Here is a 13,002-nt window from a genome sequence, read left to right on the forward strand (position 1 = left end):
ACAGTATAACGCCATGAAAGCATTTAAACCCATAAGCAACAAGCAATCCAGAGAATCGTAAGTCTATTATTAAGTCAAGTTAAGTCACAAGTTTCTTGAAACTAGACGATCCGTTAATATATTTCGATAGCAATTGAATTAGTGTTGGGTGATTTAGAGTCGTTTATCCCTGACTGCCTGACAGATCTTCGCCTTCCCCTGCTCATAAAGCCTTGCACTGTAAAGAGCGGATGCGAGAGAACCAGATTTTGTTGTAGTGTTTCTTTTGAGCTTTTTTAGACGCAAAACACGGTTGTGGATCATGGCAGAGCAAGGGGACTGGCATCAACAACTCCCGTCCTTTATGGACTACCCCCTTGAGCCATCGCAATCCAATTTTGAGATAACTAATGCCTCGCCGCCAATGTGGATCAACCTGTTGGCGCAGCCCTTTAATGTGAACAGCCATTCCTTGAGTCGTGCTGAATAGCAGTGCCTGATAGGCGACAATTGCATAGACCGAATACATGACCGCCTGACAATTACGTAGACCTCTCTAGAAATCAGGATCTCATTCTCAAAACACAAGAGATCTCAAATCAGTTCAGAGAGCATCTATACCTTTTCACTTTTTTTATAACTCCATACAGGAAAGACACTAGGGTTTGTACACCTAAGACGATTAGGGACCTCTAGTGCCAGCTCCTATTAAACCTCAACAGGTACAGCTTTATATGAAAACAAAACAATCCGGCTCTTCCCAAGACACTGCAGCTGCCAAAGCAGGGATCTCAACCCGCACTGCCCGTCGTATTGATAGTGGCACCCATCGTCCCCAACGAGGCCGCCCTCATGACTGGAAAACCCGTGAAGATCCGCTGGATGGATTATGGGAATTAGAACTTGAGCCGATGTTAGAGCGTGAGCCTCGATTAGAAGCGACTACTCTATTTGAGACCTTACAAGAGGACCATCCTGGGCAATATGATGACAAGATCAGAACCGTGCAACGCCGAACCGCTAAATGGAAGGCAGCTCATGGCAAGCCCAAAGAAGTGATGTTCAAAATTCAACATCATCCTGGAGAGATGGGACAGTCAGACTTCACCCAGCTCAAAGGTTTCAGTGTGACGGTTCAGGGTGAAACCTTTCACCATATCTTGTATCACTATCGACTGAGTTATAGCGGCTGGCAGTACGTGCAGGTGATTCAAGGCGGAGAGAGTTTTATCGGCTTATCTCAAGGACTACAAAATGCCTTATCTGCCTGTGGTGGTGTTCCTAAGACCCACCGTACCGATAGTCTGAGTGCCGCCTATCGCAATACCGGCGGTCGTAACCCCCAGCTGACTCAGTTGTATTCCACTCTGTGTGACCATTACCGGATGGAGCCGACCCGCAACAATCTGGGCGTCTCTCATGAGAATGGCGGCATCGAGAGGCTCCCATGGCTATTTCAAGCGGCGATTATGCCAGGCCCTGTATCGTCGAGGCAGCTTTGACTTCGAATCCGTAGCTGAGTATCAACAGTTCATCGAGCAAGTCATCGCTAAGCTGAATGCCAAGTGTCAAAAGAAGTTTGCACTGGAGCTCCCCACATTACAACCTTTGCCCAAATATCGCACCCCTGATTATGAAATCCGCAGCGCTAAAGTCAGCTGCAACAGCACGATTGCCGTCCGCTGTGTCCTGTACACAGTCCCCTCTCGCTTAATTGGTCATCGGTTGAAACTGCACCTATACCATGACCGCCTTGTCGGTTTCTTAGGCACCACTCCCGTAGTGGAATTGGCGCGGGTCCATGTCCATGGCTCTGGGAAGAAGAGACGGGCTCGTAGTATCGATTACAAGCATGTGGCAGAAAGTCTCAGGAGAAAGCCCCATGCGTTTCTCTACTGCCAATGGCAAGCAGACTTACTGCCCAATCTTCAATGGCATCAGCTATGGGAATCCCTCAAAGCTGACTTTGAGCGGGACCAGGCTGCCCGTTTGATGACAGAAGCCCTCTACATTGCTGCAACTCAGGATCAAGAATCCCAGGTAGCTGACTATCTACAAACCCAACTGGAACAGTCCACCCTGACCTTGAGTAGATTAAAACAAGCCTTTGAGTTCAAGCTCTCGACTGAGCAATATCCTGACATCATTTCACAACAGCACGCTCTCTCCGACTATGACCAACTCCTCCAATGCAGCACCGGACAATCCATACGACAATTTGATGATGACGCTCAAGCAGCTCCGGTTAAGACATTTCCTCGACGAGTGGCAGAGCATCGAGCATCAAGCGACTCAGGAGAATTGGTCCTACGCCCAGTTTCTATTGGCTTTAGCCCAAGGGGAAGCCAGCCGTCGAGAACAGAATCGGATCTCCCGCGCGCTAACCGAAGCGCAGCTGCCCTACGGCAAGTCCTGGACCAATTTTGAGTTTGACCATATTCCCAGTCTCAATCCAGCAGCCATCATGGAGTTTTCCCAAACAACTCACTGGCTAGAGTCGGGCAGTAATATTTTGATATTTGGGCCAAGCGGAACAGGGAAAACACATGTCAGCTCTGCATTAGGGACTTCTATTGTTGAGTTGGGGAAACGGGTGAAGTTTGTCACGGCCACAGCGTTGGTGCAACAGCTGGAACTGGCAAAACTCCAACTGGAATTGCAGAGCCTGTTGTCTAAGCTCGACCGGTACGATCTGCTCATCATTGATGACCTCGGCTATATTCAAAAGTCTGATGTTGAAACCTCGGTCCTATTCGAACTGATTGCTCATCGCTATGAGCGAAAGAGCCTACTCATCACGGCTAATCAGCCTTTCAGCCAATGGGATAAGATCTTCCCCAACTCGATGATGACAGTGGCTGCTATTGATCGCTTAATTCACCATGCCACCATTTTCGAGATGCAGGCTGAGAGTTTTCGAAAACAAGCAGCTGCTAAAAACGCGGCCAATTCTCCAAAGACTTCTAGCTAATCCCAAGCGAGAATAAACCTCCTTTACCCCACCATCAATAGAGATGCTTACTCGAAAGCATCTCTATTGATGGTGGTTTTATTGATAATTGTCATTTGCTCTCTGTCGCGATGGTCTCCGACCGGCCTTCGGCCATCACCGAGGCAGAAGATCATCGATCTCAAGTACAAGTGACAAAGCTTCAAATCAAATCTCTAATAGCAGGAGGAAAATCAAAATACTTTCGGACTATGTAATTGACATTCGACAGCAGTGCCACAGCAGCAACCAGATAAAGCCTCTCTAATGCATCAGCACAGCGAATTTTCGACTCTTCTAGCTCAAACACTCCAGACTTACTATCGAGAAATAATTCTTCGACCCGAAACCTCAAAGCGTATTGCCACAAGGTCTGTAGCGTGGGTGATTCATCTGTAATCACCGCCCATGGTTCTTTCACTCCTCGGATATTAGCCAACACCAGATTGCACCGATAGATGCCATCTTCCCAAAGACCGACATTGCGGTAGAGGAGGGCTTCGCCTTTGGATGGCCACAATTGTCGGACTTCTCTTGGACATTGACGTGGACCATGGAGAAGGACATCACAAGGGACACGCAGACAGTAATGCCAATGGCTCTGTTGTAACCAGCTCATCAGTTGATGGTTCGCAAACCCACGATCTGCTAACACCATGACATCTGGATGCTGCCGCAATAACCAACGGGCCTGGCGCAATAACGGTTGATATTCCTCAAAAGCGACAGCTGCACTCTTGTGCTCTAATACTTTCCACAACAATGGTACTGCTCTGCCACAGCAGACGACGGATAGATGAATCATGCAATATTCATTCCATAACACCGTTGTATCCATTGCCAGGTATAGACGATGAGAGTGCCAGTTCTTAAGGGCTAGCAGGACTAGAGGTACATATAGCTTGTTAATATCAATGCGTTGATTGGCTATAAATCGTTGCCACCGACGCTCGACACTTTGGGCTTTTCTGGCTCGGCAGGGAACATAGGATTCCCAGGCAGATAAGCTTAAGCGTTCACTACAGATTAAGGCGCTTACCATCCAGCCCAGAGCAATGAGATGGCGCAAATCTCGATAATGGCTGTGTTGACGTAAAAAGGAAAACAGTTGACGATAAATTTGGGTGGGGCCTGACATTTGAATAACGCTGATTTGTGATTAAATCTAGCCTCACATGTCTCTCCACTCTTTTCTCATAAACTATGTAAATAAAGGCTTTGACCTACTTCTGTCAGGCAATCAGCGTTTATCCTTCTTTGTTTTGATTCTTGGTATGGACTAGGCTTCATTCTTGAGATTTTCCCATTCAGCCCAATATTTTTTGTGTTGATGACCCGTCCATCTGTTCCTCTTCGAGAAGTTGACTTCCAACCGTTGAAAGTGGACGGCAACTGATGTCTTAGTTTTCCAACGAATGTATTACTGACACCACATTTTTTAGCGATTGCATTGTCACTCCACTTGTTCCACTCAGAATCATGCAATAGTTTCTCAACAGCTCTACGCTTATCGGCATTGGATCTTTGCAGGCCATATGCTGAGTTGGCTCCTGCTGCAAAAAGTATTGCGTCGCGCCGAGAACCAGATTGTACTTCTGCAACTATCATGCATTCGTCAATGCTCTTTTTAGCACTTACTCGGTGGAATCCGTCAGCTAACCAGTACTTAGAATCGTCGTAAAAAACAACCACTGGTGGGAACGTAGCCCCCCTGCTTCATAGCCTCAGCATATTCAGTAATCACCTCCTGATTGAGTTGTTGCCGGGGTTGTATTTCATTATCAAGAGTTATATCTGATAGTTTCAACTTTGTAAATGAATTATCAACTTTTAAATAGCTCATTAATTAAACTCCTGGTAGAAAATATATAAGTTGAAGACCTAAATAGATAGGACCTTAAGCTCATGATTGAAGACTTCAAAGGCTATAAAAATCATTGATATGAAAAATACACATCAGATCAGGCCAATAAGAACTCATATGAATGCAGTATGAATAAAAGCTATTGACAGCGCAACTAACAACTTGTTGACGTTCTTGTTAACAAGTTGTTAGTTGCGCTGTCAATAGTTCTATGCAGATGAGTTTATCTTGCTAACAGTGCAGTAATGCATGAGCATAAGTAAGTTAAAAAAATGAGACATAATTGCCTATAAAAGAATTAAGTAATTATTTGAATAACTACTAACTCTATACATGAATAAGAGTATTTATAAAACATGTTGTATATCACAAAATAATTCTTACAAAAGATGAATTTATTGAATAAATAAATGTATTTTTATCTAATTATTTACATGTTAACTATAGAACTATTTATATGGTACTCTTGTATTGAGCTTGTTGATTTCTATTACGGAGTATGGAAATACCCTATTCTCAATATAGAAATACTTCACCAGTGGATAAAGAGTGGGATCTTCAAAGATTGTACTCTGATTTAGAGATGGTGAATAAACGGAGCTTGTCAAATAGTGCCAAGCAATACTTAGAATGCACTTTGCTAGGACAATCTCCATCGAATATTGCTGAAACCTTTAATCCTGAAAGCAGACAATCATCAGGGACCATTAGAACGGTTTTGTCGAGAGATGTTTATCCTTGTTGGCTCTCCGGGAATTCCCGTGGTAGCCACTAGATATGGTGTTTAGGTTACGGCAAAAGTCTGATACCCATTGAGATCAAGAGAAATCCTTTGGAAAAGTCTATCAATATCGAAAATGCCGTAGCATCGTCTTTTTAAGACCTTGACTCGGTTGTTAAATCCTTCCACAAACCCACTGGTCCATCCCTCCAGGAAATAGTTGGTGATCTCGTCCATCCAATTGTTGATAGTGGTTAGGAAACTATCAAATTCTTTGATGTCACTGTTGATTACTCGTTTACACCAAGCCCGGATGGCACATTTAGCGCCGTGCTTGGTGTACCTGCTCTCAAATATCTGTGTCAATTCCTCTCGGAGGTTGTACGCCTGCTTCAGCTCAGGAGAATAAGCAAACAATCGCTCCAGCAGTTTTCGCTCCGAGTCCTTGAGATTTTCAGGCTGTTTTCGAAAGGCCCACATCGCGCCTTTGATAGTGTCATACTCCTGCTTAGAAAGTTCTTGTCGTAGACGTTTAACCTCCCGCTTACGAACCGTATCAGCACACTTGCGATAGGCTTTTGCCACATGAAAGCGGTCAATGACAATCTTCGCTTGAGGGAGTTGTTCACGGACGGCACTGACAAATCCTTGATACATGTCAGTACAGACACGCTTAATGGTTTGACGGAGGTGAAAGGGAATCGATTGCAAGAAAGTTGCTACTGTCTGTTGTTTACGGTTGGCTAGAACTGCCAATATATCCACTCCATCTGTGGTAGGAACCGTGATCAGAGTTACATAATCGCGGTGGCCTCGCTTGAGAGCAATCTCGTCAATACCGATGACTGTGAGGTCTAAATATTCGCTCCAGTTAACTTGATGGGCAATCCAGCGGTCGATAGTGCCACTAACGACATCTTCACCGACGCCTAATTTTTGGGAAACATCTGAGACAGTTGAGTTGATCAGTATTCGCAACAGCCAATGCTCATAGGCTTGCGTATTGGGACTGCGAGGTTCGTGCCAGTCTAAATGCTGGGTTGTGGTGGGATGGTTATCGCAATATCCGCATCGATAGCGCTTGGGTCGAATTTCTAAATAAACGGGCACTTCAAATAAAGGCAAGTGACGAAGTCGTATCGCCTGATCATGACCGTGAAAGTTGGTAATCTCACGTCCACATTGGTGGCAGGTTGTACCTGGGAGAGTACTCTCAATTTTGATCAGCCAATCTCCTCGCTCAGTCTTTGATAGCTCTAGAACTCGGACATCAGGAAGGTTGAGCGGGATGCGAATTGAGTTATCCATGACACTATCGTTCTGAAGTACCTCCTCAGATCATTCCATAGGGATGACAAAGGAATAAACACTATCTGTAGGGGGGGGCACCACGGGAATTCCCGGAGAGCCTCCTTGTTTAAGTTTATTATTAAACCTACCAGAAAATTATAGAATGCGCTGGAACAAAGTTCCAATTTTGCTGAGTCAGTATAAAATTAACAAGAAAGAAGCTTGTTCATCACCGACTTCTTATATTCACTATGAAAAGAATCAAAATAACTATGTTGGCTCATGCCAGATCAAGTCAGATATTATTAGTGAACTTTTTAAAAAAAATATTTTCTAAAAAAAGGTTTCACTGAAGATTTTCTCAGCTCTAATACAAAAAGAATGAGTTTTAGAGATGAGTGGCAATTAATTGTTAATAAGCTTGTGAGTGAAACAAGAGAAACTTTACTAGCGATGGTTTTAGATACTGAGCTAAAGAAGTGGTGGTCATCTATTGCAGGAAAAATGTATATGGCGACTAATGTCAACTTGCTAAAAAAATGGAGTTAAGATTAAACGAATATTTATATTGAATTCATTAGATTTTAGAGTAAGAAATAATGCTATTATGAACGCATATTTGCATGAGAAGATGGGTGTTGATGTTAAAATTTTAGACAATATCGATTGCAAAATAAAAATGTTTGTCGATGCAGATATGATATCTGTACATGATAAGGAATTAATAGCTTTATATTACTTTTCTGAAGATTGTGAGATTACAGAACTTCTTCTAGACTATTGTTCTATTTCAGCCTTTAGCTCTTTTTTATGATGAATTATTTGATGATGATAGATTATGTGAAGATGTTGATAAAATAATATCTACTAGCAATTTAAGTAGTTCGTTCTTTTCTGACATTGAAAATCAAATTAACTATTTGAAAAAAAATTAGTTGCTCAACATCTGTTAAAGAGTTTCTTGGAATATTACCTAATTGATCATATGAAAAGTACAGAGCTAAAAACAGGGAGAACTTTTGGTGTTACTTTCGAACATCAATCAGATTTTTTTCAAGAGCTTTCAAGCTTTTGCAAAGAAAATAAAGTAAATCAAGGATATATCCCAATGTTTATTGCTGGATTCTCAGAAGTAGAATTAGTGGGAACTTGCAGCAAGATTGATGATGTCAATGCTCCAGTATGGGATAAGGTGCACTTAAACAATGTAGAAGCTTGTGGATGTGGTACTATTGCCTATGATTTTGACGAAGATAAAATATCTCCTCATATTCATGTTAGTACTGGAATAAAAAAATTATTCTGCCTCTGGACATACAAGTCATCTATTAAGTGCTAAAGTACTTTTTTTTGGTTGAAATGCTTATTGTAGAAGTTCTACAACCTGATATGAGAAGAGTCGTTAATCCAGATTTATATAATATTGGTTTGCTTCAGTTTATTTAATTATCTTCAAAATTATTCTACTTCTTGGGCTTAATGAAATGAAAGTAGGTTTTATACAGTTCTCACCTATTCTCGGTAAGCCAACTCGAACTTTAGAACGCCTAGAATACCTAATTGATAAAGGCAAAAAATTCAGATATTCTTGTGCTACCAGAATTGTGTAATTCTGGATATGCCTTTAACTCTAGGCAACAAGCTCTAGATTTAAGTGAATCTCTTACGGATAGTAAATTTATTCATTTTCTTCACCAAAAATCTAATGACTACAATTTGTATATCGTTTCAGGTTTTTTGTGAAAAATCTAATAATGATTTGTATAATTCTTCTATTCTAGTTGGACCAAATGGATATATAGAAGTTTATAGAAAGTCACATCTTTTTCTAAATGAGAAAGATTTTTTTCTCTCCTGGAAATACAGATTATTCTGTATATGATATTGGTATCTGTAAAATAGGGATGTTAATTTGTTTTGATTGGGTGTTCCCTGAAGCATGGAGAATTCTTGCTCTTAAAGGGGCTGATATTATTTGTCATCCTTCAAATATTGTTTTACCTGGTTTGTGCCAAAAGACCATACCTGGCCATTCAATATGCAATCGAATTTTTGTCGTAACGGCTAACCGTATAGGTACCGAGGGTAATCTTACGTTTACAGGTAGTTCAATTATTTGTGACCCCAGAGGTGATATTCTGACCCAAGCTTCGAATAATCAAGAAGAAGTAATGATCTCAGATATTGATTTGAGTCTAGCTAGGGATAAATCAATTACATCAAGGAATAATCTCTTTCTTGATAGACGGCCAGATAAGTATTTGGATATAGCAAAAGCAGTTGAAGAATCAGTATAAGTAACATCTAGTTTTGATTTCTGATAAGTAATTATTTTATTTTTTTGAAACTACCATTAAGCCTAAATATCTACTGAAAATTTTGACATTATTTCCTATAGCGATCTGACGTGAGTTGTGAGAATTATATTCAACCTAAATGGATACTGGTAAAGATTTCAGCCTCTCTACATCTCACGATTGATTTCAGATTGCTATAGATCAATCTGGACTGTGGATTCGGTTAACCTTATCAATGATTAGACTTGCCTGCTGCTCCATATATTCCTTATTGCCCGTCTTATGAGTCATCTTGTTTATCCTAAGTTGACCTTGCAAAATCAGTTGGTCGCCTATTTGCAATGCATTGCGCAGGGCTGTTTTAAGTTAGCAGCGAAAAAATGATGTCGACCCGATTGGCAAGCTTAGTCATGGCAGTTTTGAGGGATTGATAGTCGTTTAGACGCAGGATATTAATCACAATGGTTCTAAGCACTGACCAATTGAGCAGAGCTTGTTCATCTTCAAGTCGATAATCATCTTCACCAAAGACAACATCTTTTGGCCAATGCAAGCGATTTTCGATGCCCCAATGGTCTCGGACCAGAGCTTGCCAATGATGGGGTGAGGTGGCAGCCGAACTGATGTAATAGGCGGTGTTGTGATAATTCTTGCCTTGACGAGTGCCCCATCGTTGGACACAAAGCACAGAGCGAATGGCCTCCCATTCTTGCAGGGCTATGCCGACAGGCTCATAAACCTGGATACACCGATGTTCATCTCGTCCTCTACTATGCATAGAGTGGGTGTGCTCGGCCATAGGTTTAAGACATTCAAAGTAAGTTTGTAGGTGGTTATAAAGGCGGCTCTGATTGCGTTTGACAGCGATAAGATAGTCATTACCCGAAGCCACAATCTGCTGAAGTGTTTTTTTGGGCGTGTAAGGCATCCATGGTAATCAACAAGCCATCGAGTTGGAGTGTTTCCAACAAAGCCTGGACGACTTTGATTTCGCTATTATCTTCTTGAGTAAGGGCTTCGAGCTTAAGGGTGATGCCCGCTTCTACCGCAAATAAACTCACCAATCCCACAAAACGCTGCTTGCCGTTTTCATCTGTGAGCCCCTGACGAATCCGTTTGCCATCAATGGATGCCGCATAAGTATCTGGAGAGTGAGTCTGGGCTTTCGAAAGCATCCATGCTTCAAATTGGTGACTCAACGATTGGAAGTCAAGCCCCTTCATCACTCGACGAAAGGTACAGTGAGACGGAACTTGGAAGCTCTCAAGTCCCAATAGCTTACTTAAAGGCTGGCGATAATCGGTTGCAAAGGTTTCTAATGGACGATACCCCTGATATCCAGCAAGCATGCCCATCACCATCAATAGCAACAGAAGCCACAACGGATGAATACGGCCATGGGCACTGCGGAAGTCAGGGACTTGCTTCAACGTATCGATTAGATGGCTCATAGGTCTCTCTACTGGTGTTCTGTAGAACCATCCTATTTTTTCTAGGAGTAACGTAAAACAGCCCTGATGCATTGCGTGCCTTCTCCCCATTCTCTTCCCAATAGAGTGCCTTAAGATTTTCCGTGGGGTCCTCCTCCCGCAATGGATCTATGGCAATGACAAATTCCGCGATGGCACGTCTTTCCTGAGTGTATCGCAAGGATTTTTCTAGGAGTATTCCTTGGAAAGCTCAACTATTCATAATGTCTATGATCTTAAGTCTGGGCAAGGGTTGTATGACGTATCCTGGCAAGAAACCTAAATTTCACCCAAAGCCTCACTTCATACACTAGAATAGCTGCAAGTCTGTCCCTAGTGAGGTTTCCTATGCCCTCTGCAACTATCGACAAGCTCAACCAACTCAAAGTTCAGCTTGAGCAGTGCAACAACGAAACTGCTGCCCTTCTCCTAAAACGGACGATTGCGAAACTCGAATCTCAGCTCCAGATAGAACAACTCACAACAGGTTCTGCCAAAGCACCATCAAAAGAAATACCAAAAGCCTTTCAGGCTAGTACCAAACGTCAATCCACAGACCAGGATCCGGCCAAGGGAAAACCCAAAGCAACACCCCAGCAACAGCAGGCGACAAAAACTCCCCAGGCAAAATCTAAGCAGCGAAAGCAGCGAAATAAGAGACAGCCTCTGCTCTCTGGCAATGGCACCCATCGGGCCTGGTGCCGACTTCCGGGAATCATCCGAATTCAGGAGGTTGAGGGGGAGAAGGAACGACCCAATTACTTTCTAGAGCTTGACGGTCATCAGATTCCCTTGAGAGTAAAGCATCGATTCGCAAAATTTACTAAAGCCGCCTTGCATAGACCCTTGATGGTCAAATGCTATCCCCAGATTATTGATGGTCAAATACTCTTCACACAATTCGCAGGGGCGATTGAGGTAACCCCTGAGAAGCCTGAAGCTTGGGTGTTGATCGGAGTGTGGAATGCACACAAGCAAAGAGTGTTGGTCCAGCGTGATCAGAAGCTGGATAACAATAGGAGGATTCTTCAGCACTCACCTCTGATCAGTGAGGAGTGCTTGGAGAAGTTGGAGGATAGAAAACTCTATCGTTTTGAGTGTCAGCGAAAAGGAGTCACGGTCACGGTGGTGGGTGTGGAAGCTGTTATGAGTGAAGCGGAGAAATCTGATCAGGTAATCTCATAGCCCTAAAACGATTGAGCTATGAGCGCTAATCCCCTTACTTCAAATTAGCTCTACCAGCGATTACCACCACCACCTCTATTTTCACGGGGCTTTGCCTTATTCACTTTCAGGGTACGTCCCATCCATTCAGCCCCCTCCAGTTCTTCAATGGCTTTAGCTTCTTCGGCATCATCACCCATCTCGACAAAACCAAATCCTCTAATCCGCCCTGTTTCGCGGTCAGTAGGAAGCTTAGCGGATTTGACAGTTCCATATTCCGCAAAAACTGAGCTTAGGTCTTTCTCTGTAACGTCATAGGAAAGGTTGCCAACGTAAATAGACATGAATTAATTCCCAAAATCAATAATGTGTAGAGATATAGATTTCGGTGCGTGGCCTTGAAAATTGAACTGGAAAAAATCAAGCAATTCTGAAAACTAACGGGAATCCGATACTAACTATCTCAGTGAACATGTTAACCGATCTCCATATTAGATTTTGGTTGAAGCAGTAATCTTTACAGAGACTCTGGTTTTTGATGAATGACTATTTTTAGACTGCTTTATTGAGAATATTATTGTGAGTTCTCCACAGGTTAGTCACAATATATCTAAAGTTCTCCACAGACTACAGGTTGTTTTCCACAAGTTCCAACGGCAGGATAAGGTTTTTGGCTTTTTCTGTGGAAAATCATATAAGTTTGATTCAGTCTAATCCATTAGTGTGTATAGGTTAGAGTTCAATTCAATTTCCTCAAAATGGATTTGACATTCACGCATGTTGATCGCAAGATGGTGTTCCCAGGCTTAAGTGCGTGCACTCAATATTGAGCAAGCTATAGGGCCGAAGAACGTTCTTCGACACTGACTTGTTTGATAAAAGAGGGCATCTATTTGCGTGCTTAATTTTTTGGTTTTTAGACCATCACTACCGACCTCACTGTTGTTCAAGGATGACCGAATTTATGTCCACAACAATAAGTATTCTGGCCGATATCCCTGAAGAGCTTCATGATGCCTTGAAAGGTTATCTAGACACCCATCCTGACTGGGATCAAGATCGGGTTTTCTCAGCAGCACTATCGCTATTCCTGATGCAGTACGGGCAATCAGACCGCAGAACAGCTCGTGTTTATCTGGATAGTCTATTTAAGAAAGATTTGCCAACTGCTTGTTAATGCCCTCCCCTCAGCAAATCTCCAGTCTGACCTTACGCCTCACCCCCCGAAC

Annotated in this window: 12 protein-coding genes and 1 pseudogene; 7 read left to right on the forward strand and 6 right to left on the reverse strand. The window is 42.6% G+C overall.

What is annotated here, in order from left to right; translation table 11 throughout:
- Positions 1–202: 202 nt before the first annotated feature.
- Complete coding sequence (locus HRE53_RS28355; protein ID WP_235111503.1) at positions 203–508, reverse strand: hypothetical protein; 306 nt, start codon at positions 506–508, stop codon at positions 203–205.
- A 166-nt stretch (positions 509–674) separates the two neighbouring features.
- Between HRE53_RS28355 and istA the strand changes: the two genes are divergently transcribed.
- Both istA and istB read left to right on the forward strand, forming a co-directional pair.
- Positions 675–1,481, forward strand: coding sequence for an IS21 family transposase (gene istA / locus HRE53_RS35350; protein WP_396133485.1), 807 nt, complete (start codon positions 675–677; stop codon positions 1,479–1,481).
- 719 nt (positions 1,482–2,200) lie between these two features.
- Positions 2,201–2,950, forward strand: a complete 750-nt coding sequence (gene istB / locus HRE53_RS28365) for an IS21-like element helper ATPase IstB (RefSeq protein WP_304518439.1) — start codon at positions 2,201–2,203, stop codon at positions 2,948–2,950.
- Positions 2,951–3,131: 181 nt separating this feature from the next.
- On the opposite strand, the gene HRE53_RS28370 is transcribed toward istB, so the two are convergent.
- From HRE53_RS28370 to HRE53_RS28380, 3 genes are all read right to left on the reverse strand, one after another.
- Positions 3,132–4,106, reverse strand: a complete 975-nt coding sequence (locus HRE53_RS28370) for a transposase (protein ID WP_235111510.1) — start codon at positions 4,104–4,106, stop codon at positions 3,132–3,134.
- 56 nt (positions 4,107–4,162) lie between these two features.
- Positions 4,163–4,660 carry a hypothetical protein gene (locus HRE53_RS28375; protein WP_235111513.1) on the reverse strand — a complete coding sequence of 166 codons (498 nt, stop codon included), beginning with the start codon at positions 4,658–4,660 and terminating at the stop codon, positions 4,163–4,165.
- Positions 4,661–5,616: 956 nt separating this feature from the next.
- A complete protein-coding gene (locus tag HRE53_RS28380; protein WP_235111514.1) occupies positions 5,617–6,861 on the reverse strand; it encodes an ISL3 family transposase in 1,245 nt (414 codons plus the stop codon).
- A gap of 550 nt (positions 6,862–7,411) precedes the next feature.
- On the opposite strand from HRE53_RS28380, the gene HRE53_RS28385 reads away from it, so the two are divergent.
- The 3 genes and pseudogenes from HRE53_RS28385 (at position 7,412) to HRE53_RS28395 (ending at position 9,140) form a co-directional block, all read left to right on the forward strand.
- Complete coding sequence (locus HRE53_RS28385) at positions 7,412–7,657, forward strand: hypothetical protein (protein WP_235111516.1); 246 nt, start codon at positions 7,412–7,414, stop codon at positions 7,655–7,657.
- A gap of 171 nt (positions 7,658–7,828) precedes the next feature.
- Positions 7,829–8,289, forward strand: a pseudogene (locus HRE53_RS28390) (PPC domain-containing DNA-binding protein).
- A 386-nt stretch (positions 8,290–8,675) separates the two neighbouring features.
- The gene (locus HRE53_RS28395) at positions 8,676–9,140 is read left to right on the forward strand and encodes a nitrilase-related carbon-nitrogen hydrolase (protein WP_235111518.1); all 465 of its coding nucleotides are present in this window, start codon (positions 8,676–8,678) and stop codon (positions 9,138–9,140) included.
- A gap of 361 nt (positions 9,141–9,501) precedes the next feature.
- Here HRE53_RS28395 and HRE53_RS28400 read toward each other — a convergent pair.
- Positions 9,502–10,591 (reverse strand): ISAs1 family transposase gene (locus tag HRE53_RS28400; protein ID WP_235111520.1). Its coding sequence is split into 2 segments (ribosomal slippage): positions 9,502–10,050 and positions 10,052–10,591, totalling 1,089 coding nucleotides; the frame shifts between segments, so codons are not numbered across the junction.
- A gap of 366 nt (positions 10,592–10,957) precedes the next feature.
- Between HRE53_RS28400 and HRE53_RS28405 the strand changes: the two genes are divergently transcribed.
- A complete protein-coding gene (locus HRE53_RS28405) occupies positions 10,958–11,794 on the forward strand; it encodes a hypothetical protein (protein ID WP_235111522.1) in 837 nt (278 codons plus the stop codon).
- A gap of 50 nt (positions 11,795–11,844) precedes the next feature.
- On the opposite strand, the gene HRE53_RS28410 is transcribed toward HRE53_RS28405, so the two are convergent.
- A complete protein-coding gene (locus HRE53_RS28410; protein ID WP_235111523.1) occupies positions 11,845–12,117 on the reverse strand; it encodes an RNA-binding protein in 273 nt (90 codons plus the stop codon).
- A gap of 620 nt (positions 12,118–12,737) precedes the next feature.
- Between HRE53_RS28410 and HRE53_RS28415 the strand changes: the two genes are divergently transcribed.
- A complete protein-coding gene (locus HRE53_RS28415; protein ID WP_235111524.1) occupies positions 12,738–12,950 on the forward strand; it encodes a DUF2811 domain-containing protein in 213 nt (70 codons plus the stop codon).
- Positions 12,951–13,002: the final 52 nt, after the last annotated feature.

Source organism: Acaryochloris sp. 'Moss Beach', assembly GCF_021497025.1.
Taxonomy (GTDB): domain Bacteria; phylum Cyanobacteriota; class Cyanobacteriia; order Thermosynechococcales; family Thermosynechococcaceae; genus Acaryochloris; species Acaryochloris marina_A.